General features: G+C 71.7%; 21 protein-coding genes and 1 pseudogene. 8 read left to right on the top strand and 14 right to left on the bottom strand.

Going from position 1 to position 21609, the window contains the following annotated elements; all coding sequences use genetic code 11:
- Positions 1-103 precede the first annotated feature (103 nt).
- Both HA039_RS33270 and HA039_RS33265 read left to right on the top strand, forming a co-directional pair.
- The gene (locus HA039_RS33270) at positions 104-514 is read left to right on the top strand and encodes a VOC family protein (RefSeq protein ID WP_167035739.1); all 411 of its coding nucleotides are present in this window, start codon (positions 104-106) and stop codon (positions 512-514) included.
- Between the two features lie 72 nt (positions 515-586).
- Positions 587-2104: an amidohydrolase gene (locus tag HA039_RS33265; protein WP_167035737.1), complete on the top strand. Its 1518-nt coding sequence runs from the start codon at positions 587-589 to the stop codon at positions 2102-2104.
- Positions 2105-2195: 91 nt separating this feature from the next.
- On the opposite strand, the gene HA039_RS33260 is transcribed toward HA039_RS33265, so the two are convergent.
- The 5 genes from HA039_RS33260 to HA039_RS33240 form a co-directional block, all read right to left on the bottom strand.
- Positions 2196-2756: an isochorismatase family protein gene (locus HA039_RS33260; RefSeq protein ID WP_167035735.1), complete on the bottom strand. Its 561-nt coding sequence runs from the start codon at positions 2754-2756 to the stop codon at positions 2196-2198.
- A gap of 106 nt (positions 2757-2862) precedes the next feature.
- The gene (locus HA039_RS33255; protein WP_167038039.1) at positions 2863-5160 is read right to left on the bottom strand and encodes a beta-xylosidase/alpha-l-arabinosidase; all 2298 of its coding nucleotides are present in this window, start codon (positions 5158-5160) and stop codon (positions 2863-2865) included.
- A gap of 134 nt (positions 5161-5294) precedes the next feature.
- Complete coding sequence (locus HA039_RS33250; protein WP_167035733.1) at positions 5295-6113, bottom strand: carbohydrate ABC transporter permease; 819 nt, start codon at positions 6111-6113, stop codon at positions 5295-5297.
- Positions 6110-7048 (bottom strand): carbohydrate ABC transporter permease, encoded by a 939-nt coding sequence (locus tag HA039_RS33245; protein WP_167035731.1) that lies wholly within the window; start codon positions 7046-7048, stop codon positions 6110-6112. The genes HA039_RS33250 and HA039_RS33245 overlap by 4 nt, the downstream gene beginning before the upstream one ends.
- 14 nt (positions 7049-7062) lie before the next feature.
- On the bottom strand, positions 7063-8361 hold the full coding sequence (locus tag HA039_RS33240; RefSeq protein WP_167035729.1) for an ABC transporter substrate-binding protein: 1299 nt from the start codon (positions 8359-8361) through the stop codon (positions 7063-7065).
- Between the two features lie 140 nt (positions 8362-8501).
- Between HA039_RS33240 and HA039_RS33235 the strand changes: the two genes are divergently transcribed.
- The gene (locus HA039_RS33235; RefSeq protein ID WP_167035727.1) at positions 8502-9563 is read left to right on the top strand and encodes a LacI family DNA-binding transcriptional regulator; all 1062 of its coding nucleotides are present in this window, start codon (positions 8502-8504) and stop codon (positions 9561-9563) included.
- Positions 9564-9654: 91 nt separating this feature from the next.
- Here the strand turns inward: HA039_RS33235 and HA039_RS33230 are convergent, their stop codons facing one another.
- From HA039_RS33230 to HA039_RS33220, 3 genes are all read right to left on the bottom strand, one after another.
- The gene (locus tag HA039_RS33230; RefSeq protein WP_167035725.1) at positions 9655-10473 is read right to left on the bottom strand and encodes an SDR family oxidoreductase; all 819 of its coding nucleotides are present in this window, start codon (positions 10471-10473) and stop codon (positions 9655-9657) included.
- A gap of 136 nt (positions 10474-10609) precedes the next feature.
- Entirely contained in the window at positions 10610-11329 is a 720-nt protein-coding gene (locus HA039_RS33225) for a TetR/AcrR family transcriptional regulator (RefSeq protein WP_208298750.1), read from the bottom strand.
- 9 nt (positions 11330-11338) lie between these two features.
- Positions 11339-11884 (bottom strand): TetR/AcrR family transcriptional regulator, encoded by a 546-nt coding sequence (locus HA039_RS33220; protein ID WP_243870297.1) that lies wholly within the window; start codon positions 11882-11884, stop codon positions 11339-11341.
- Positions 11885-11911: 27 nt separating this feature from the next.
- Between HA039_RS33220 and HA039_RS33215 the strand changes: the two are divergent.
- The 4 genes and pseudogenes from HA039_RS33215 (at position 11912) to HA039_RS33200 (ending at position 14929) form a co-directional block, all read left to right on the top strand.
- Positions 11912-12735, top strand: a pseudogene (locus tag HA039_RS33215) (NAD(P)H-binding protein).
- A gap of 164 nt (positions 12736-12899) precedes the next feature.
- On the top strand, positions 12900-13394 hold the full coding sequence (locus tag HA039_RS33210) for a hypothetical protein (RefSeq protein WP_167035723.1): 495 nt from the start codon (positions 12900-12902) through the stop codon (positions 13392-13394).
- A 139-nt stretch (positions 13395-13533) separates the two neighbouring features.
- A complete protein-coding gene (locus HA039_RS33205) occupies positions 13534-14040 on the top strand; it encodes a GNAT family N-acetyltransferase (protein WP_167035721.1) in 507 nt (168 codons plus the stop codon).
- A 121-nt stretch (positions 14041-14161) separates the two neighbouring features.
- Positions 14162-14929, top strand: a complete 768-nt coding sequence (locus tag HA039_RS33200) for a dienelactone hydrolase family protein (RefSeq protein ID WP_167035719.1) — start codon at positions 14162-14164, stop codon at positions 14927-14929.
- A gap of 576 nt (positions 14930-15505) precedes the next feature.
- Here the strand turns inward: HA039_RS33200 and HA039_RS33195 are convergent.
- The 4 genes from HA039_RS33195 to HA039_RS33180 all read right to left on the bottom strand — a co-directional run bounded on the left by HA039_RS33195 (position 15506) and on the right by HA039_RS33180 (position 19066).
- Positions 15506-15883, bottom strand: a complete 378-nt coding sequence (locus HA039_RS33195; protein ID WP_167035717.1) for an SCO4402 family protein — start codon at positions 15881-15883, stop codon at positions 15506-15508.
- A complete protein-coding gene (locus HA039_RS33190) occupies positions 15880-16404 on the bottom strand; it encodes a GNAT family N-acetyltransferase (RefSeq protein WP_167035715.1) in 525 nt (174 codons plus the stop codon). Before HA039_RS33190 ends, HA039_RS33195 begins: the two co-directional genes overlap by 4 nt.
- Positions 16394-18067 carry an ABC-F family ATP-binding cassette domain-containing protein gene (locus tag HA039_RS33185; RefSeq protein ID WP_167035713.1) on the bottom strand — a complete coding sequence of 558 codons (1674 nt, stop codon included), beginning with the start codon at positions 18065-18067 and terminating at the stop codon, positions 16394-16396. Before HA039_RS33185 ends, HA039_RS33190 begins: the two co-directional genes overlap by 11 nt.
- A gap of 315 nt (positions 18068-18382) precedes the next feature.
- Positions 18383-19066, bottom strand: a complete 684-nt coding sequence (locus HA039_RS33180; protein ID WP_167035711.1) for a hypothetical protein — start codon at positions 19064-19066, stop codon at positions 18383-18385.
- Positions 19067-19337: 271 nt separating this feature from the next.
- Between HA039_RS33180 and HA039_RS33175 the strand changes: the two genes are divergently transcribed.
- Positions 19338-19979, top strand: coding sequence for a CGNR zinc finger domain-containing protein (locus HA039_RS33175; protein ID WP_167035709.1), 642 nt, complete (start codon positions 19338-19340; stop codon positions 19977-19979).
- 22 nt (positions 19980-20001) lie between these two features.
- Here HA039_RS33175 and HA039_RS33170 read toward each other — a convergent pair whose 3' ends face one another.
- Both HA039_RS33170 and HA039_RS34285 read right to left on the bottom strand, forming a co-directional pair.
- Complete coding sequence (locus HA039_RS33170; RefSeq protein WP_167035707.1) at positions 20002-21000, bottom strand: quinone oxidoreductase family protein; 999 nt, start codon at positions 20998-21000, stop codon at positions 20002-20004.
- 120 nt (positions 21001-21120) lie between these two features.
- Positions 21121-21276, bottom strand: a complete 156-nt coding sequence (locus HA039_RS34285) for a hypothetical protein (RefSeq protein ID WP_243869943.1) — start codon at positions 21274-21276, stop codon at positions 21121-21123.
- Positions 21277-21609: the final 333 nt, after the last annotated feature.

Below are 21609 nucleotides of genomic sequence, written 5' to 3'. Positions count from 1 at the left end.
TGGGCGGTCCACCGTGCCCGGGCGGTGCAGCGTGCTTGGGACCGCCGCCGATCGAGCAGTTTCGGATAAGTTTTCGTCCGGTCCGGTCGGTAGCGTGACACTCATGTTCAACGCGATCACACACTCACAGATCTACGTCCTCGACCAGGACGCGGCCCTCGACTTCTACGTCGGCAAGCTCGGCCTGGAGGTCGGCGCCGACATCGACATGGGCTTCATGCGCTGGCTGACCGTCCACGTCCCCGGCCACCCGGAGCGCCAGATCCTGCTGGAGAAGCCGGGACCCCCGGCGATGTCCGAGGAGACCGCCGGGCAGGTCCGCGAGCTGCTGACCAAGGGGGCGGTGGGCGGCCACCTCATCTTCAGCACGGGCGACTGCCGCAAGACCTACGCGACGCTGGTGGAGAAGGGCGTCGAGTTCACCGAGGAGCCGACCGAGCGCCCGTACGGGATCGACTGCGGCCTCCGCGACCCCTTCGGCAACCACATCCGCTTCACCGAGCCGAAGGGCTAAGACCCGAAGGCCCGCAGCCGGGCGCCCTGAGGTCCGGGCCTGCCGGACCTGGGCGGTCCCTAGGATGAGCCGATGCAGACGAGTGACGCACGCATCGCCGCCGATGGGGCCGCCCCGCTGTTGCTCCGCGCGATACGCGTCGGCTCCGGCGGTCCGGTCCGTGACCTCGTGGTCTCCGGCGGCCGGATCGCCGCCATCGGTACGGACCTCGCTCCCCCTCCCGGTAGCGAGACCGTGGACGGCCGGGGCCTCACCGTGCTCCCCGGCTTCTGGGACGCGCACGTGCACAGCGTCCAGTGGGCCAGCGCGCGCCGCCGCGTCGACCTGTCCGGCGCACGGTCCGCGCGGGCGGCGGCGGATCTCATGGCCGCCGCGGCGCTCGACGGGCAGCACGGACCGGACGAGCCGCTCATCGGGTTCGGCTTCCGCGACGGGTTGTGGCCCGACGCGCCGGATCCGTCCCTGCTCGCGTGGTCCGAGGACACCGGCCATGCCGTGGCGCTGGTCAGCAACGACCTGCACACGGCGTGGTTCGGCCGGGCCGCCCTGCGCCGGATCGGGCAGGGCGGCCACCCGACCGGGGTGCTGCGCGAGCAGGCGTGCCTCGACGCGGTCGCCCGCCTCGCCCAGGCGGGTCCCGAGGTCGTCGACCGCTGGGTGCGCGACGCCGTACGCGCCGCCGCGGCCCGGGGTGTGGTGGGGATCCTGGACTTCGAGTACGCCGACAACATCGCCGACTGGACCCGCCGCGCGTCCGTGGCGGACCTGGGCGTCCAGGTGATCTGCTCGGTCTATCCGACCCATCTGGAGCGGGCGATCGAGGAGGGCCGGCGCACCGGCGACGTGCTGCCCGGCACCGGCGGGCTGGCGCGGGTCGGTCCGCTCAAGCTCTTCGTGGACGGCTCGCTCAACACGCGGACCGCGTTGTGCGCCGATCCGTATCCCGGGGCGGCCCGGCCCGGGGAGCGGCACGGGATCCTCCAGACCCCTCCGGCGGAGCTGGCGCGGCTCATGGCCCGCGCGGCGGAGCACGGCATCCACGCCGCGGTGCACGCGATCGGCGACCGTGCCAACACCCTTGCCCTGGACGCGTTCGAGGAGGTCGGCTGTCCCGGCCGGATCGAGCACGCCCAGCTGATCGACCGTGCGGACCTTGCCCGGTTCGCCGCGCCCGGTCTCGTGCTGGGCGTCCAGCCGGCGCACGCCCCGGACGACCGTGACATCGCCGACCACCACTGGGCCGGGCGGACCGACCGGTCCTACCCGTACGCCGAGTTGCTCCGCGCCGGGGCGACCCTGGAGATCGGCTCGGACGCGCCGGTCTCCCCGCTGGATCCGTGGCACGGCATCGCGGCCGCGGTGCACCGGTCCGGACCGGACGGCCGCGACCCGTGGCACCCCGAGCAGGCGATCACCCTGGACGACGCCCTCGTGGCGGCCTCGGGCGGGCGGCGCGGACCGCGCGTCGGGGACACGGCCGACCTGGTGCTCACCGCCGGCGACCCGGCGCGGGTGTCCGCGCGTGAGCTGCGGGAGATGCCGGTGTACGGCACGCTCCTGGCCGGCCGGTGGACGTACCGAACGGGCTGATCGATCCCCTCCCCGGAACGTGAGCGGCGCTGTCACGTGCGCCGCGACCGCGCCGGCGTCCGGGTCGTGGACGCCGGCGCAGCGCGTCGGATCAGGGGGCGGTGGCGAAGTCCACGTCCTTGCTGACGACCGTCCCGGCCGTGCGCCCCGGCGCCGTCTGGAAGCTCCAGTACAGGTTCGTGTGCGCGATGACCTGGTCCGGCGGCGGCGCGCCCCACTGGGACTTGTCCCCCGCCGTGTGCGCGTCGCTCACCAGGGTCACGTCGTACCCCCGGGTGAAGGCGCCGTGGATGGTCGAGCGGACGCACGCGTCGGTCTCCGCGCCGACCACGACCAGGCGACCCACCGCGAGGTCCGCCAGGACGCTCTCCAGGGTGGTGTCCTCGAAGGAGTCGCCGTGCCGCTTCTCGACATGGGGTTCGGCGTCGTCCGGCGCCAGTTCGGGGGCGATCCGCCAGTCGTCGCTTCCGTGCACGAGCCCCTCGTCGGAGTGCTGGACCCAGACCACCGGGACCCGTTCGCGCCGCGCCCTCTCGACGAGGCCGGCGATGTTGCCCACGACGGTCTCGCGCTCGTGTGCCTCCCCGACCACGCCCTTCTGCACGTCGACCACAAGCAGTGCGGTGTTCGGCCGGCCCTCAAGCGTCGTCATGACTCTCCCTTGCTCACTCGCGCTGGACATCTCCTGGAATCCACCGTAGACGTGACCACTGACAATGGGCCTCGTCCCCCAGGCCGCTCCCCTCCGTCGCCCCCGCTCAGGTGCGCGTGACGGTGAATCGGGCGTGCAGTTCACGGGTGTGGTCCACGTGTCTCGGCGGCCCGGTGAGGGTCACCGCGGCCGTGAACCGGACGTCGGTGCTGGAGGCCGCCAACCGCAGCTCCAGCCGCCCCGGTTCGACGACCCGTCGTCCGTCCCTGCCGGTGAAGGACGCCAGGTCCGCGGGCACGGTGACGCCGATCCGCGCCGACCGGCCCGGGTCGAGCGCGACCCGTACGTACCCGATCAGCCGCTGGACCGGCTGGACGACGGACGCCACCGGGTCCCGCAGGTACAGCTGGACCACTTCGTCGCCCGCCCGCTCGCCGGTGTTGCGGACGGTGAAGGCGAGGGCGACCTCGCCGTCGGTGGCCACGGGGGGCGTACGGTCCCCGTCGCCGCCCGTGTCGAGGTCCGACCAGGCGAACGTGGTGTAGGTGAGCCCGTGTCCGAATCCGAAGGCGGGGGTGGGGTCGATGCTGGAGACGTCACCGGCCATGGCCAGGGGGGCGGCCAGGTACGTGGAGGGCTGGGCGCCCGCCAGCCGGGGGACGCTCACCGGCAGCCGCCCGGAGGGGTTGATCCGGCCGCCGAGCACGCCCGCCACCGCCCCGGCGCCTTCCTGGCCGGGGAAGAACGCCTGGACGATCGCGGCCGCCTCGTGGGTGGCGCGGCCCAGCGCGTAGGGCCGGCCGGCAAGCAGGGTCACCACCACCGGTTTCCCGGTGTCGAGGAGCGCGTCGAGGAGGTGGTGCTGTACGCCGGGCAGGGCCAGGCTCTCCGCGTCGCAGCCCTCGCCGCTGGTGCCGCGGCCGAACAGCCCGGCCCGGTCCCCGAGCGCGACGACGACCACGTCCGCCTCGCTGGCCGCCGCCACGGCCCGGGCGAAGCCGCTGGTGTCCGGGGTGTCGATGTCCGACCCGGCGACGGTGACGACCTCGCTGTCGGGGAACTCGGCGGCCAACGCCTCCCGGAGGGTGGGCAGTTCGATGCCCACGGGGGTGCCGGGATGCTGGGACCCGACGTGCACGGGGAAGGAGTAGCAGCCCAGTACGGCCGTCGGCGTGTCGGCCTGCGGGCCGACGAGGGCGATCCTTCGGGGGCGCCCGAGGGGCAGGGCTCCCTGGTTGCTGAGCAGGATGACGGACCGCTCCGCCAGCCGGCGGGAGATGTCGCGGTGCTCGGGGCGGTCGAGGCTGACGGTGCCGCGCAGCCGGTCCGTGGCGCCCGGGACGCGCGGATCGACGTGGGCGAGGGCCGACGGGACCGGGCTCCAGTCCGGGTCGAGGAGGCCCAGCGCCTCCTTCTGCGTCAGGACGCGGCGTACCGCCCGGTCGACCACGGCCTCCGGCACCTGCCCGGACGACACCAGGTCGCGCAGGGGTGCGCCGAACGTCTTCACGGTGGGCAGTTCGACGTCGACCCCGGCGGTCAGCGCGGCCGCGGCGGCCTCGCCCGCGTCGGCTGCGACCCCGTGCAGGGACGCGAGGAAGGCGATGCCGAAGTAGTCGGCCACGACCGTTCCGGTGAAGCCCCAGGTGTCGCGGAGGAGTCCGGTGAGGAGGTCCGCGTCGGCCGCGCACGGCACGCCGTCGGTGTCGGTGTACGCGTGCATGACGGACCGTACGCCGCTTTCGCGCACCGCCATCTCGAAGGGCGGGAGCATGACGTCGGCGCGCTCCCTGGGCCCCATGCCGACGGGTGCCAGGTTGCGCCCGCCGCGCGAGGCCGAGTACCCCACGAAGTGTTTGAGGGTAGCCACGATCCCGGCGGACTCAAGTCCCTTGATGTAGGCGACGGCGGTGGTGCCGACGAGGTAGGGGTCCTCGCCGATGGTCTCCTCGACCCGGCCCCAGCGGGCGTCCCGTACGACGTCCAGGACGGGGGCGAGGCCTTGGTGCACGCCCACCGACCGCATGTCGTGGCCGATGGCGCGGGCCATCTCCTCGACCAGGGCGGGGTCGAAGGCGGCTCCCCAGGACAGCGGGACCGGGTAGGTGGTGGCGCCCCAGGCGGCGAACCCGGCGAGGCACTCGTCGTGGGCCATGGCGGGGATGCCGAAGCGGTTCGCGGCGACGATGCGTTCCTGGGTGCGCATGAGCGAGAGGGCCCCGAGGGCGGGGTCGACCGGGACGGTGCCGAAGGGCCGGGTCAACTGGCCCAGTCCGTGCGGCAGTAGCTCGTCCAGCGTCGGCGGTTCGTCCATGTCGTGCTGGTGGGGGGCCACTTCGGCGCCGTCGTGGGAGGCGCCGGCCCACAGGCCGTAGAGCTGGGCGAGTTTCTCCTCCAGCGTCATGGCGGCGATCAGCTCGTCCACGGTCGGCGCGCCGGACGCGCCGTGCCGGACGCGAGGGGCGGGATGGGCGCTGTGGGGGCGGGTGTTGTCGGGACGGATGCTGTCGGGGCGGGTGTCGGCGGTCACGTTGGGGTTCACTTTCCTCCGACGCCCATGAGCCCCTGGACCAGGGCGCGGCGGGCGAACAGGTAGACGAGCAGGACCGGCACGGTGGAGAGGACCACGGCCGCCAGCAGGCCGGGGATGTTGATGCCGTACTGGGTCTGGAAGTTGTACAGCCCGAGGGTGAGGACCTTGGTGTTCTCGGACTGGGTCAGGACGAGGGGGAAGAGGAAGCCGTTCCAGGCCTGGAGGGCGGAGAAGACCACGATGGTCGAGATACCGCCCTTGGAGAGGGGGACGACGAGCTGGAAGAAGACCCGGCGGGTGTCGGCGCCGTCGATGGCCATGGCCTCGAAGAGCTCGTCGGTGATGTCGCGCATGGCGCCCGTGAGGATGAGCGCGCAGACGGGCAGGCAGAACGCGGCCGTCGGGAGGATGACGCCGATGAGGTTGTCGTAGAGGCCGGCTTTGCTGATGACGTAGAACATCGGGACGATCACCGCCTGCGCGGGGATGGCGAGCCCGAGCAGGAAGAGGCGGAAGACGCGGGGTCCCGACCGGCCGCGGTGGCGGACGATCGAGAAGGCGAGCGGGGGGACGAGGAGGAGGACGATGACCACGACACTGGTGGTCACGATGACGGTGTTGAGGAAGTAGCGGCCGAAGCCGTTGGAGAAGTCCTCGGTGTAGTTGGAGAGGCTGAAGGTTCGGGGGAAGGACAGTGGGCCGCCCGCGGTGTACTCGGCGCGGGACTGCACGGTGGCGCCGAGGAGCACGTACAGCGGCAGTCCGACCAGACAGAGCCAGACGAACACGCCCGCGCCCGCGAGGTAGTTGGGGGTGCGCCTCATGAGAGTCCGTCCTTGGTGCCGGCCATCTTGTCGTAGCCGGAGACCCGGACCACGACGAGCGAGACGAGGGTCGCGACGAGGACGAGCAGCAGCGCGATCGCGGCTCCCGCTCCGAAGTCGAAGCCCTTGAAGGCCTTTTGGTACATGTAGAAGGCCGTGATGGTGGTGTCGGTGCCCGGTCCGCCCTGGGTGAGGATCAGTACGGTGTCGAAGGTGGTGAGCCCGCCGACGACCATGAGGATCACCGACGTGATGATGGCGTTGCGCAGTTGCGGCAGGGTGACGTGGAAGAACTGCCGTACCGTTCCCGCCCCGTCGATGGCGGCTGCCTGGTAGAGGACGGTCGGTACGGCTCGCGCGGCCCCTTGGTAGATCAGTGCGTGGAGCGGGGTGAACTGCCAGGTGCTGACGAGGACGAGGACGCCGATCGCGCCGGTCCGTGAGCCCAGGAGGTTGCCGTCGCCGAAGAGCCAGCGGGCCTGGGCGGGGACGCCGAAGTTGGGGTCGAGCAGGGCGCGCCACAGGACGGAGACGGCGGTGGCGGAGAGCAGGAGCGGGACGAAGAAGACGGCGGACAGGACGGCGCGGTTGCGCTGGGGGCCGGCCGCCCAGACACCGAGGAGGAGGCTCAGGGGTGTCTGGACCGCCACGCCCAGCGCGGTGAGCAGGAGGCTGAGCCAGAGACTCTTGATCATGACCGGGTCGTGGAACAGCTTGGTCCAGTTGCCGAGTCCCGCGAACCGCGGTGAGCCCAGACCGCTCCAGGTGGTGAAGGAGAGCACCGCGACGAGCACGAGCGGTACGAGGGCGAACAGGACGAAGAACAGGGTGGCGGGCACGGCCCAGCCGATGCCGGGGCGGGCGACCCCGGGCGGGGACACCCCCCGTCCGGGCCGGGGCCGGGCGCGTGGCGCCCGGGAGGCGGTGGCAGTCATGATCAGGTCAGCCCCTACGCGGTGGTCAGGGCCTGCATGGCCTTGATGAAGCCGTCGGCGTCGAGGCTGCCGTTGAAGAACTGCTGGACGGCCTGGTGGATGGGGGTCATGTTCTCGGGGGCGTACGCCTGGTCCCAGGAGAGCTGGAACGACGGGGCCTTGCCGACCAGGTCGAGCTGGTACTTGAGGTAGTCGGGGTTGGCGGCGCCGGCGAGGTGCTTCTCGGTGTTGGTGGTGGTGGGGAGGTTCCCGATGGCGAGCTGCGACTTCACGAACGCGTCGGAGTACATCAGTTCCAGGAACTTGGCGATGGCGTCGGCGTGCTTGGTCTTCTTCGTCACGGAGTAGAAGTTGTTGGTGTTGCCGACGATGCCGGCGGCGTCGCCCTTGCCGCCCGCGACGGCCGGGAAGGCGTCGTACCCGAGGTCCTTCTTCGCGAAGTCGGGGCTGGCGTCCTGCTGGGTCGAGTACTCCCACGAGCCCATCAGCTCGAACCCGGCCTTGCCGCTCGCCAGGAGGGCGGCGGAACCGCCGTCGGTGAACTTCACCGAGTCGTAGTTGGTCCCGAAGGCCTTGGCGTCGATCAGCTCCTTGAGCATGCTCAGCGCCTTCCTGCTGTCGGGGCTGTCCCACGCCTCCTTGTCGCCCGCGAGGGCCTTCTCGAAGAGTCCGGGGCCCGCGACACGGTCGTACAGGTACTCGAACCACATGAGCGTGGGCCACTGGTCGCCGCCGCCGAGCGCGATCGGGGTGACCTTCTTCGCCTTGAGCTTGTCCACCGCCGTGAGCAGTTCGTCCCAGGTCTTGGGCGGTTGTACGCCCGCGTCGGCGAGGACCGCGCGGTTGTTGAAGAGCAGGACGGGCTGGGTGCCGCGCATCGGCACGCCGTACGCCTTGCCGTCGACGACCGCCGTGTTGAAGACCGAGGGCAGGAAGTTCGCCTTGAGGCCCGGCTCCTTCTTGATCATGTCGTCGAGCGGCAGCAGCAGCCCTGCCTTGACGAAGGGCTGGATGCTGCCCCCGCCCCAGTTGAAGAAGACGTCGGGGGCCTGCGGGGTGTTGATGACGGTCTGGAGCTTCTGCTGGTAGTCGGCGCCGGGCACGGTGTCGAGGACGGCCTTGACGTCGGAGGTCTTGTTGAAGGTCGCGACGATCTCCTTCTCGACCTTGTTCGCCGCGTCTCCGTAGACGAGTACGTGGAACTCCTGGGCCCCGCCGGCGCCGCCGCCGTCCCCGCAGGCCGTCAGGGACAGCCCCATCGCCAGGGCCGCGCCGCCCGCCACACACCGGGCGAGTCGCATGCGTATCTTCATCGAATGACCTCTCGAAAGTATCGGCCGCATTGCCGAAAGTCTCTTGGCGGGCGACCGTAGAACGTGTACCGGGAGCGGTCAACAGCCCGGCCCGCGCGCAACCAAACCGTTACCGAGCGGCGGTGCCCTATCATTCGGCCATGCGTGAAGACAGGAGTGCAGGCCGAGTGACCCTCGCCCAGGTGGCTTCGCAAGCCGGAGTTTCGCTCTCGACAGTTTCGAAGGTCCTCAACGGACGCGCGGACGTCGCGGCTCCGACACGGGTGAGGATCGAGGGGCTGCTCGACGAACACGGCTACCGGCGCTCGTCCCCCACGCCGCCGGAGGCGCCCCTGCTGGAGATCGTCTTCCACGAGCTGGACAGCGCCTGGTCCATGGAGCTGATCAGGGGGGTGCAGAACGTCGCGAAGGCCACGGGGATGAGCGTCGTGCTCACGGAGACCGGCACCCGGCACTCCCCCGGCGCCGACTGGGTCGAGGGGGTGCTGCGCCGCCGGCCCCTCGGGGTGGTGCTGGTCTTCTCCACGCTCCCCGACGAGCTGAAGAAGAAGCTGTGGTCCCGCGCGATCCCGTTCGTCATCATCGACCCGGCGGGCGACCCCGAGCCCGACGTACCGTCGGTGGGCTCGGCGAACTGGGCGGGCGGGCTGGCCGCGACCCGCCACCTCATCGAGCTGGGGCATCGCCGGATCGCCGTCATCACCGGGCCCGAGGACATGATCTGCTCGCTCGCGCGCCTCGACGGCTTCCGCTCGGCCCTCGGGATGGCGGGGCTGGAGGCGGATCCCGCGCTCGTCCGGTTCGGCGACTTCCATGTGGGGTCCGGCCACGCCCACGCCCTGGACCTGCTGGACCGTCCCGACCGCCCGACCGCGATCTTCGCCGGCAGCGACCTACAGGCCCTGGGGGTGCTGGAAGCGGCCCGGGTCCTCGGCCTCCAGGTCCCGGAGGACCTGTCCGTCGTGGGGTACGACGACATCCCGCCCGCGCAGTGGTCCAGCCCCGCGCTGACGACCGTCCACCAGCCCCTGGTCGAGATGGCGGAGGAGGCGGCGCGCATGCTGCTGCGGCTGCGCGACACCACCGATCAGACCGACGCGCGGATCGAGTTGGGGACGAAGCTGGTGGTCAGGAACAGCACGGCGGCTGTCGGCGCTGTCGGCGCGGAGCCTTCCGGGGGCGGCGGGGCGGGGTCCGAGTAGCGGGGCGCGTCGGCCGCCGCGGGGCGGGGCGGCGTCTGAGCAGTGGGGCGGGGCGATCGTGCGTTTCGCTTGTCGGCGTGCGGCTTCTCCGTCAGGCGTGGTCCGTCACGGACACGGTGTCCTTCTGCGCTTCCACTTCCCGGAGCCGGGCGCTGAGGGACGCGTGTACGGCGTCGTAGGCGTCGGTCCCGAGCAGCAGCCTGCGGGGAGGGCGGGGCGCGTCGGCGGCGGCGATGACGGCGGTGGCCAGGCGGGCCGGGTCGCCGATGGGCGCGGAGAAGCCGGCCAGCGTCCGCGCGCGCAGTTCGGCGTAGGCCGGCAGGGCGGGCGCGGCGTCGACGCTGCGGGTGTTCGCGTCCGTACGGAACCCGCCCGGCTCGATCAGCGTGGTGGCGATGCCGAGCCCGGCGACCTCCTGGGCAAGGGCCTCGTAGAAGCCCTCCATCGCCCACTTCGTGGCGTTGTAGACGCTGACGAACGGGAACGCGGCTTGTCCTCCGATGCTGGAGAACTGCATCAGGTGACCGCCGCCCTGGGCGCGAAGGTGGGGAAGTGCCGCGCGGGCGAGGGTCATCGAGCCGAGCACGTTGGTGTCGAGTTGGCGTTCGACCTGTTCGTCGGTGGGTTCCTCGGCGGCGCCGACCAGCGAGTACCCCGCGTTGGAGACGATCACGTCGATACGGCCGAGCGCGGCGAAGGCGGCGTCGACGACGTCGCGTACCCGCGCGGGCTCGCTCACGTCGAGTGCGGCGCGCCAGAGGCGGTCGCCGTACGCGGCTGCAAGGTCGTCGAGGGCGGAGGGGTGCCGCAGGGTGGCGGCGACGCGGTCGCCACGCGCGAGCAGCGCTTCGGTGAGCGCGCGGCCGAATCCGGTCGAGGTTCCCGTGATGAACCAGGTCTTGGACGTCATCGGACGGCTCCTGTCGGGTCGTGGGGACGGGTGGAACCCGTACGGGCTGCGCGCGGCCGACTCGGACTTAACGCACAGCTTGTGTGTTAAAGAGCCTACGCCCACCCCTCCCGACAGTCAACGCGCAGCCCGTGCGTTATCGAGAAGGGCCTGCGATGGCATCGCCGCCGGAGGTGCCGGTCACCGTCGCCTGGACCAGCAGTCCCACCACGGTCGCGGTGAGCAGGCGGGTGAGCGTGGGGACGAAGTCGAGGGCCCAGGAAGGCGAGACGCCGGGGTCCTCGGCGTAGACCCGCGCCAGGGCCTCGGGCGGGTGCGCGACCTGCCAGAGCGTGGCGGCGAGGGCGTTGGCGGCGGTCACGATGTCGAGCGCGCCGCGGCCGTCGAGCCCGGGCAGGGCGTTCTCGATCGCGTCGGCCAGGGAGACGACGGCGGCGCGGCTGACGTGCTTGAAGGCGGTGACCCGCTCGACGTGGACGTCGTGTTCGAGGTGCAGCGGGACGTTGGCCAGCAGGTCGCAGAAGAGCGGATCCGCGTCCAGCGCGCGGGCCAGGATCCCGGCCACGGCGGCGGGCGTGACGGGCGTGGCGGGCGCCAGGGCGTCGAGTCCTTCGCGTACGGCGTCCGACCAGGCCACCCACCCCTCGGCGGCAAGCTGGAGAAGGACGTCCTTGTGGGAGCTGAAGTAGCGGCGCACGGCTGAGTGGTGGACGCCGGCGCGGTCGGCGACCGCCGTCAGCGTCACCGACGCGACGCCGCTCTCCAGCGCCAGGGAGCGGGCGGCCTCCATGAGCGCGCTCGCCCTCTGGCGCTTGTTCTCGGCGGAGCGCGCACGCTGGAAGGAAGGGTTCGTCACCTGTCCACTTTAGCGCACAGGCTGTGCGGTGTTTCCCAGGGTCGTGGCGGCGAAGGCCGCCAGGCGCTCCCTCATCCGATCAGGAGTCATGCGCTCCTCGGTCACCAGGTGTTCGACCAGATCGGCGCGGGTGGCGGCCAGCAGCGCGTGGGCGGTGAACCCGCTGTCGGCGACTTCCGGCACCCGGCTCAGCGTGTCCTGGAGGGTGCCGTGCCACCACGCGTAGTGCCCGGCCCGGTAGGGACTGGCGCTCCCCGCCTCTTCCAGGGCGAGGGCCAGGTACCGGTTGTCGAGCTTGAACCGCAGGATCGCGTCGAGCAGCGCCAGGACGCGGTCGCGCGGCGGGGTGGCGGGGCCCAGTGGCGCGGGACCCGACTCGACGGCCTGGCGCAGTGGTTCGATCCGCCGCTCGACCAGGGCGCGGATCAGGCCCGTACGGTCGCCGAACCGTCGGAACAGGGTGCCTTTGCCGACACCCGCAGCCGCCGCGACGTCGTCCATGGATACGCCGCGCGGGCTCGCGCTGCGGGCGAAGATCTCGTCTGCGGCGACCAGGACGGCTTCCCGGTTGCGCGCCGCGCCATCCTCGTCACCGGAGCCTCCGGAACCACCGGCAGCCGGGTCGTCTCCCGGCTGGTCGGGCTGGGCCACCCCGCCAGGGCGGCCGGCCGCCGGCCCGCCGCGCCGGGTGACGCCGGGTCCGTCCGCTTCGACTGGTCGAGCCCGCTACCTACGCCGACGCGCTGCGCGGCGCGGACCGGATGTACCTGATCCCGCCCATCGGCGAACCGGATCCGGCCGCCGTCATGCTGCCGTTCCTGCGCCGGGCCCGTACGGCGGGGGTGCGGCGCGCGGTCCTGCTCAGCTCGTCGGCGATACCCGCCGGGGGTCCGGCGGTCGGCCAAGTGCACAGCCTGGTGGCCGAGTTGTTCGAGGAGTGGGCGGTGCTGCGGCCGTCCTGGTTCATGCAGAACTTCTCCGGGCGGCACCTGCACGCGGACAGCATCCGTACAGAGGGCGCCATCATGTCCGCGACCGGCAGGGGCCGGGTCGGCTTCATCGACGCCGACGACATCGCCGCGGTCGCCGTACGGGCGCTCACCGACGCCTCGGCCCCCAACACGGACCTGGTCATGACCGGGCCCGAGGCGCTGAGTTACGACGCCGTCGCGGCCGTCATCAGCGACGTCACCGGACGGCCCGTGTCGCACCGGCCGCTGACGTACGAGCAGATGCGCGACCGCTTGGCGGCGACGGGCATGCCGTCAGGGTTCGCCGCCCTGCTTGCGGGTCTGGACGTCGCGATCGCCGAGGGGGCGGAGGACCGCGTCACGGACGCTGTCGAGCGCTTGACCGGCCGCCCGGCCAGGAGCTTCCGCGCGTACGCCGAGGGGGCCATGCGGTAGGGCGGTTGGTGGGTGTGCGGCTGTGCGGCTGTGCGGCCAACTGGTCAGAGAACCACAACACGTCGTCGACTCTCCCTTCGGTGGCGAGAGGTCGCCATGGACGATTCCGGAAAATGGCGGCCGGGTAGTCAATCTCCGCTGAAAGCACCTCGAAAGGGAGAATTGTGAAAGCTCTACGTGTTGTCTCCGTGGTCGCCGCCGCGGTCGCCTCGCTGACGGCCCTCACCGTCCCGGTCTCGGCGGCCGACGCGGAGCCGGTCTCCGCGAAGCACTGTTTGCTGGTCCTGGACCAACTCCGGCCGGGAGAAGAGGCGTCCGCGCCCCGGTCGTACACCTGCTTCACCGGCCCGCAGGCCGAGCGGAGAGCGGTCGCCGCGGCGCCCGCCGCCGCCGTACAGCTGATGACGTGGGCGACGGACGCCAACTACGGCGGCGAGTACACCCACATCTACGGCGGCGCGGCCTGCGACAGCGCGGGGTACTCGTTCAACCCCAACTCCTGGTGGTCGAGCCGCCTGTCGTCGTACCTCGTGCACAGCGGCTGCAACAAGTCCTTCGCCCGCGGCGACCGGGGGAACGCCAGCTTCACGGGTGACGTTCCGTGGGTGGGGTCGACGCTGAACGACGACATCGACTACATCAAGATCTGGCGCGGCTGACCCCAGCGCGGCGCCGGCCCGTGGTCCACCGATGACGCCGACACGTCATCGGCGGACCACGGCGGGCGGGGTATTCCGGCAAGGCCGGTTCCGTACCTCTGTCCGACCGAGCGGCCGACCGGCCATGGAGAATGCCTCCATGCCCATTCGAGCCGTGCGCCTGAGTGACCTGACCGTTCTCCAGGACATCGAGAGGGCCGCCGGGGAGTGTTTCCGGGACGTGGGGATGCCGGAGATCGCCGACGACGACCCGCTTCCGATCGATGAACTCGCCCGCTACCACGATGCCGGACTCGCCTGGGTCATGGCCGATGAATCCGACGCCCCGGTCGCCTACCTGATCGCCGACCGGGTCGACGGCGGTCTTCACGTCGAGCAGGTCTCGGTGCACCCGGACAGCGCGCGTCGTGGTGTCGGGCGGGCGCTGCTCGACCATCTGGCGGCCCACGCCGTAGGCGAGGGTGCGCGCGCCCTGACCCTCACCACGTTCACGGAGGTCCCGTGGAACGCCCCCTACTACGCGCGCTGCGGCTTCCGGCTCCTGGACGACTCCGCGCTCACGCCCGGCCTCCGAAGGATCCGCGAACGCGAAGCGGCACACGGCCTGAACCGGTGGCCGCGCGCCTGCATGTCCCGAGTGCTGTGACGTCACGGATCGCGCGGCGGACCTGATCAACACCGCGTTGGGGCAGCGGAGCGCCCGCGCTGTTCTGCCGGGGGCGGAACAGCGTCCGGACGGGGGGCGCCGCTCACTACAGTCCGGTCTCATGACGACGATTACGGCGCGTGCGGTCGCGTACCCGGCCGACGGGCTGACGATGATCGGGCACCTCGCGCTCCCGGCCGGTGTCGGCCGTCGGCCCGCGGTGCTGATCGGGCCGGAGGGCATGGGGCTCAGTGACGTCGAGCGCCGACGGGCCGATGCGCTCGCCGAGCTGGGGTACGTAGCGCTGGCCTTCGACCTTCACGGCGGGCGCTATGTGGGCGACCCCGAGGAGATGCTGGCGCGTTGCCTGCCGCTGCTCGCCGATCCCGACCGGATGCGGGGCATCGGTCATGCGGCGCTCGACGTGTTGCGCGCCGAACCGCGGACCGACCCCGACCGGATCGCGGCCATCGGCTACGGCACCGGGGGCGCGGTCGGGCTGGAACTCGGGCGCGCCGGCGTCGACCTGCGCGCGATCGGGACAGTCAACGCGACGACCACGGGCCGACCGGGCGAGGCGGCGCGCATTCGCTGCCCGGTGTGGGCCGGGGTCGGGTCGGAGGACCCGATCATGCCGCCCGCGCAACGGGAGGCGTTCACCGCCGAGATGCAGGCCGCGGGCGTCGACTGGCGCCTCACGGTCTACGGCGGCGCCTTGCACGCCTTCCACCACCCACCGGTCAACCACCCCACGGTCCCCGGCGTCGGCCACCACCCCCAGCACGCGCAGCGAGCCTGGCGCGACGTCCTCGACCTGCTCACCGAGTGCCTGCCCGTGTCGGAGGATCCGGGGCACGCCCCAGGGAAGCGTTCCAGCGCCCGGCACTGACACTCCCCTCCCTTCAAGTCCGCGCAGCAGTACGGTATTCGGGCGGATGCTGGTCGGCGATCCAGCGACGACCGGACCCGCCCGCCGCCCGCCTCGGAGCGAAGCCCCCCGTCGCCCCTCGCCGCGATCGACGGCCCTTGTACTACCTGAGTTCTGGCGGGCGGGATGGACGGCCGACAGCGTCATGCGGACTGTCCATCCGGCCCAAAGCGATCGGCTGGGGCGGCTCCAGGACTGGATCGTTGCCGATCCCGCGATCGGCAACGAGTGGCGGCCAATACCGCCGGACCGTGCCAACGCGCTGGTGCAGAACCAGACCTCCGCCCGAACCCGCAGGACAAGCGAGGGTAGATCACCGCCCAGGGCCGGGCGACCGAGTGGATGCACTGGCAGTCCGGGATCGCCCCGCGCCAGCCCCGTTCATCGGCGTCGCACGGGCGGCCCGCTGTTCCCCGGGGCGCGAGGCGTCGGGCGGAACGCCAGGCGCTTGACGTGCCCGGAGATCGGCTATGCCTGGTCGGAGCGGCGCGGTCAGGGCTTCGAGATCGGCCCTTGCCCCTTTGGCGCGTCTCTCGGTCACACTCCCAGATGGTCGTTGGAAACGAGTACCTGAGCGAGCCGGTCCGCTGCGGCGATCACGGCGGGCCAGCCCGGTGATTCCAGGTAGGCCTTGTCGGCGGCGGCGCCCATCGCGTCCTGGGCTGCTCCGTAGGCCGCGCCGAGTCGCGCCATCAGTTCGACCTCCTCCTCTGTGCGAAGACATTGCCCGAGCCAAGGGAGGGGGTTGTCCGCGTCGCAGAAGTCGTCGAAGAGTACGTGCACCACGTGGTCGAGATCCTCGAAGCGGTCCGGGTCGAGCCACGCTTCTCGCTGCCACGTCGGGCTGGCCAGGGAGACGACCGCCTGCACGACGTGGAGGCGGTAGTGGGGTAGCGCGATGCCGTGGTCGGTCACGGATCGGGGGTGTGCGTGTCGCGTGGCTTCGTTGGTGGCTCTTCGGGTGGGGGTGGGTGGGGTTGTGTGGCGGCACGGCGCACCATCAGGACGTCTATGGGGTCCTCGGACTCCAGGGTGAAGCCGTGACGTTCGTAGAGGCGGCGGGCGGGGCTGCCCTGGAGGACGTTCAGGCGGACCGTCGCCCGCTGGGCGTCGGTGCGGGCGAGCAGGGTGTGCAGGACCGCTGATCCGAGGCCTTGGCCCTGGAGGTGCGGTGCGAGGTAGAAGTGCTCCAGCCACTGACCGTCCCCGGCGGGCCGTACCGTGACGCAGCCCGCGAGCGCGTGGTCGACCTCGATGGCCGAGGTGTAGTGCATGGAGAAGGAGTCGCGGAGCCGTTGCCGTACCCGGTGCTCGTCGAAACGGCCGAGCCGCTCCAGGTCCGCTCGCATGACCGTCGCCCTCAGTTCGGCGATCACTTCGACATCCCGGGGTGCGGCCGGACGCAGCAGCCACCGGGCGCCGGTCTCAGCCCTCATGGGGCGCTCCCGTCTCCAGCAGCCGGCCCTCGGTCAGGCGCAGCCAGCGGTTCACACCGATCGCCGCCAGGAATCGCTCGTTGTGGCTGACCACCACGAACGCACCCTCGTACGCGTGGAGCGCCCCCTCCAACTGGTCGACGCTGACCAGGTCGAGGTTGTTGGTCGGCTCGTCCAACAGCAGGAGTTGCGGGGCCGGTTCGGCGTACAGGACACACGCCAGCGTGGCGCGCAACCGCTCGCCGCCGGAGAGCGCCCCGACCGGGAGGTGGATGCGGGAGCCCCGGAACAGGAAACGGGCCAGGAGGTTCATCCGGTGCGCCTCGGGCATCGCGGGGGCGGACGCGGCCAGGTTCTCGGCCACGGTGCGGTCGAGATCCAGCAGGTCCAGGCGCTGGGACAGGTACGCGATCCGGCCCTCGGCCCGTTTGATGCCCTCGGCCGGTTGGTTGCCCTCGGCCGGTTGGTTGCGGTCCTGGTTCGGGTTCTGATCACCTTGGATCAGGCGCAGCAGCGTTGATTTGCCTGCCCCGTTGGGGCCGGTGAGAGCGATCCGTTCGGGGCCCCTGATCGTCAGGTCGACGCCCGGCCCGGCGAACAGGTCGCGCTCCCCGTGACGTACCCGCATCCCTTCGCCGAGGAAGACCGTGCGCCCGGCCGGGACGTTCGTGCCCGGCAGCTCCAGCGCGATCGTGTCCTCGTCCCGCAGCGCGCGGCCCGCCGCGTCGAGCCGGGCCTTGGCGTCGCCGACCCGCGTGGCGTGCGTTTCGTTCGATCGGCCCGCCGACTCCTGGGCGTTGCGCTTCATCGTCCCCGCGAAGATCTTCGGCAGGCCGGCGCTCTTGAGGTTGCGGGCGGCGTTTCCCGCGCGGCGTTCGGCCCGTTCGCGGGCCTGCTGCATCTCGCGCTTCTCCCGCTTGACGTCCTGTTCGGCGCTGCGGATGTTCTTCTCGGCGACCTCGCGCGCGGCCCGCACGGCCTGTTCGTACGCGGTGAAGTTCCCCCCGTGGAAACGCACATGACCCCGGTCGAGTTCGGCGACGCGGTCCACGCGGTCCAGCAGGGCCCGGTCGTGGCTGACCACCAGCAAGCAGCCGTTCCAGTCGTCGAGCACGCCGTAGAGCCTGTGCCGGGCGTCGAGGTCCAGGTTGTTGGTCGGTTCGTCGAGCAGCAGGACGTCCGGCTGCCTGAGCAGTTGCGCCGCGAGTCCGAGGGACACGATCTGGCCACCGCTGAGGGTGCTCAGGTGACGGGTGAGGGCGATCCCGCCGAGACCGAGCCGGTCGAGCTGGGCGCGGGTGCGCTCCTCGATGTCCCAGTCGGTGCCGATGGTGGCGAAGTGCTCGTCGCTCGCGTCTCCCGACTCGATGGCGTCGAGTGCGCGGATCACCGGCGCGATGCCCAGGACGTCGGCGACGGTCAGGCCGTCGGCGAGCGGCAGGCTCTGCGGGAGGTGGCCGAGCACGCCGTCGACGGAGACGGCCCCCGCGGTGGGCCGGTGCTCGCCGGCGATCAGCTTGAGCAGCGTGCTCTTCCCGGCTCCGTTCGGCGCGACGAGGCCGGTGCGGCCGCCTCCCACGCTGAAGGAGAGGTCCTGGAAGACCGGGGTGTCGTCGGGCCAGGAGAAGGAGAGGTTCGAACAGACGATGAACGCGTCGGACATGCGTGAGCCCTCAGGGGTCGTACGGGCGGGTCGGGGCCGCCCGGCAAGGCAGACAGGGAAGGGGTACGACAAAGGGGCCACGGTGGCGGCGCTCGGTGCGCGGCGGCCGGTGGCCTCTCACTTCCGGGATTCACCCGGAGATGTCGTCGTCGCCTGCCATGTCCGCTCCCTGATCCGGTCACGCTGATATCACGAGATTAACAAGGGCGATCTTGCCCGCCAAACGAATTGAGCACTGCTGCTCCTGCGGGCGGACGGGCGTTTCGGGCGGGCGCCCCGGCGCGCGGCCGGGGCGCCCGCTGTCGTCCGTCGGCGTCAGGCGCAGCCGTCCAACAGCTTCCGGGCCTGTCCGGCCACCGTGTTGACGGGCGGGTTCTCCTCGCAGCGCACCGTTCCGCTCTCCTCGCCGCTGTAGGCCGAGTAGGTGCCGAATTCGGTTCCGGTCGGGCTGTAGATCTGCCACATGTACACGCCAGGGATGGGGGCGGTGGGGCCCGTCTTCCAGCAGCGGTAGTTCTCGTAACGGCCGGTGACGGAGCGGGTGCCCTTGTAGAGGATGTACCGTCCGGGAGCGGTGAAGTTCCAGGTCATCGTATTGGACCAGGAGTCGGTGCTGCTCTTGGTCTTGACCAGCGAGAACCCCGCCGAGACCTCCGCCGAGGCGAAGAGCTTGAACCCGACCTTGGTCGAGACGTTGGTGGAGGTCTGGGTCGTGGCCGTCGCACTGTGCGTGAGCGTCACGCTCTGGGTGTGGGTGGTTCCGGCGGCGACGTTGACTATCGCGAAGGAGACCACGGTGGGCTCCACCCTCGCGTCGGTGGTGACCTGCTCCTCGCCCTGATTGGCCGCCGTGCACGGCGTCGACGGGGGCGGCGGCGGGAAGTACGGACCGCCGGCCTGGGCCGGGGCGGCGAACGCGATCATGGCGGTGGCGGCCGTCCCGGTCGCGGCCAGAGCGGACGCCACGCGGGTACGACGGGGAGATCTCTTGCCAGACACGAACAACTCCTGCTGGTCGGAATGAGTGGGGGTACGAAGGTTCCGGCCCCGGACGATCCCGGTCCGGGACCGTGCTCATGATCGTGTACGTCGCCGGCCAGGGGTATCCCGGAAATCTGGGGGGTCCGCGGTCTGTTGGGGGTTGCCCGGACCTGGGACGACCGCTTCAACCAGTGTCGGTCCCGCGCCAGGAGGTAGCCTCGCCCCAGGGCGGGGAAACGGGCGGGGAACAGGCGGGGAGCAAGTGTCGGGAGAACAGGTGGGAGCCAGGATGGGAAACACGGCAGGCGGTACGGCGGGGGGCTCGGTGGCGCCGCGCGGGGTCGCCGAGACGTCGGCCGCGTTCGTGTTCGTCGGCGGGCGGCCGTGCCTGGACTTCGCGGCGACGGTGGGGCGGCGCGGCAGCCTGGACCTGGAGCGGCTGCCGGATCCGGAGTCCCTCGTCCGGTGGTTCTCGGAGTCGGGACTCACCGCGCCGACCACGACGATGCGGGTGACGGACGCGGAGCTGGAGCGGGCGCGCGGTCTGCGTGAGTCGGCGTACCGGCTCGTCCGCGCGGAGCCGGAGGGCCGCGCGCCGGACCCGGCGGACGTGGCGCTCGTGAACGGCTTCGCCGCCGCGCCCGACCTCGTACCGCGGCTGACCTGGACACCGCCCGAGGGGCCCGCGGCGGCCACCGGGTGGTCCGGCGAGGACGTCGTGGGGGCGGCCCTGTCGACCGTCGCGCGCGACACGGTCACTCTGCTGGGCAGCCCCCTGCTGGCCCGGGTCAAGGAGTGCGAGAATCCCGTCTGCACCCTGCTCTTCCTGGACGATTCACAGGCCAGGCGGCGCCGTTGGTGCTCCATGGAACGCTGCGGCAACCTCGCCAAGGTGGCGGGCTACCGCTCGCGTACCGCGCGGCGCGCCTGACCTTCCGGCCCGCGTCCCGCCGTCACTGCTCCCCGGCGGTGAGCAGCACCTTGCCCCGGATGGAGCGGTCCTCCAGGTGGGCGTGCGCCTTCCCGGCCTCGGCGAGGTCGTAGGTGGCGTCGATGGGGACGCTGAACCGCCCCTCGGCCAGGCCCGCGAGGAGTTCGCGCAGGTCGGGGCGGGGGTCGTAGCCGTCCTCCTTGAGGGCGGTGATCTGGAAGCCGAAGATGCGGATGTTCTTCGGGTAGAAGTCGCGGGTGTCGATGGTGCTCGGTTCGAGCGCCACGTTGGCCATGGCGATGACGCGCCCCGCGTTGCCCGCGACCAGCAGGCTCTCGCTGAAGATGGCGCCGCCGACGGTGTCCAGGACGACGTCCGCGCCCTTGCTGCCGGTGAGGTCGAGCACCTGCCGGACGCGTTCGGCGGAGGTCGGGCCCCGCGAGTCCAGGACGTGGTGGGCGCCCAGGGACTCGACCCATTCCCGCTTCTCGGGGGATCCGGCCGTGGCGATCACGGTGGCTCCCGCGTCCACGGCGATCTGTACGGCCGCGCTGCCGACGCCGCTCGCGCCGGCGTGGACGAGGACGGTCTCGCCGGCCTCCAGGCGGGCGAGGGTCTTCAGGGTGTACCAGGCGGACAGCCACGCGGTGGGCAGGGCGGCGGCGCTGAGGCTGTCGACCTCGTCGGGAACGGGCACCGTCTGGCTCGCCGCGATCGATACCCGCTCGGCGTAGAAGCCCGGTTCGTTGGTCGCGCCGAAGGCCAGGACGCGCTGCCCGACGGCCACGTCGGTCACGTCGTCGGCGACCGCGACGACCGTTCCCGCGCCTTCGAGACCGAGGCGCAGCGGCGGGCTGCCGGCGCGGTGGTACTTCCCGGCGCGGGCGAGCACGTCGGCGCGGTTGACGCCGGCGGCCTCGACCGCGAGGACGATCTCCCCCTGGCCCGGGGTGGGTTCGGGGAGTTCGGTGGGTTCCAGTCGCTCCGGACCGCCGAACTCTCGTACTACGACTCCGCGCATCGTCTGCTCGCTCTCTCGTTCCGGGTGTCTCGTGCCGCGCGCCGCGCGCCTGGCACGATCATGGACAGCGGCGACACTACCTGAACAGGTGTCGCCCTGTCTCGACCCGAGCCGCCCGCTCTACCCGGCGGCGTCGACGTCTTCGGCGTCTTGGGCTCCCGGGGTGGGACGTTCGCTCGCGTACAGGTACACGCGCACCGGATCGAGGTGCAGCTCGTACGGGCCCATGCAGTCGGCGACGAGGGTGGCGACGAGCGTCCCGCAGCCGCAGGCCATGTTCCGTCCTCCCGTGCCCAGCGGGCCGCAGCAGCCCCAGTGGGCTCCGGCCGCGCGGCACCGTCGAGGGGGCCAGCCTTGTCCTCCGGTCGCGGTCCCGCTCCTTCAGGAGCCGGCCGGGGACCGTGGGCAGTGCCACCAGTCCGGTGGCGAGCTCCTCCCCACACTTCGCGCAGTAGAAGACCGTCGTGGCGGCCGTTCTACCCGTCGGAGCCCGCCGGCCTCACCTCGCCCGCCGCGGCCACGGGCCTCGCCGCGCGCTCGTATTCCCGACACCTATCCTGGTCATACCACCTATTTTCGCCGCCGTGCGGGGTATGAGGCGGAGAATGA

Origin of the sequence: Streptomyces liangshanensis (genome assembly GCF_011694815.1) — a bacterium.
GTDB lineage: Bacteria > Actinomycetota > Actinomycetes > Streptomycetales > Streptomycetaceae > Streptomyces > Streptomyces liangshanensis.
This window is presented reverse-complemented; position numbering and strand designations above follow the sequence as displayed.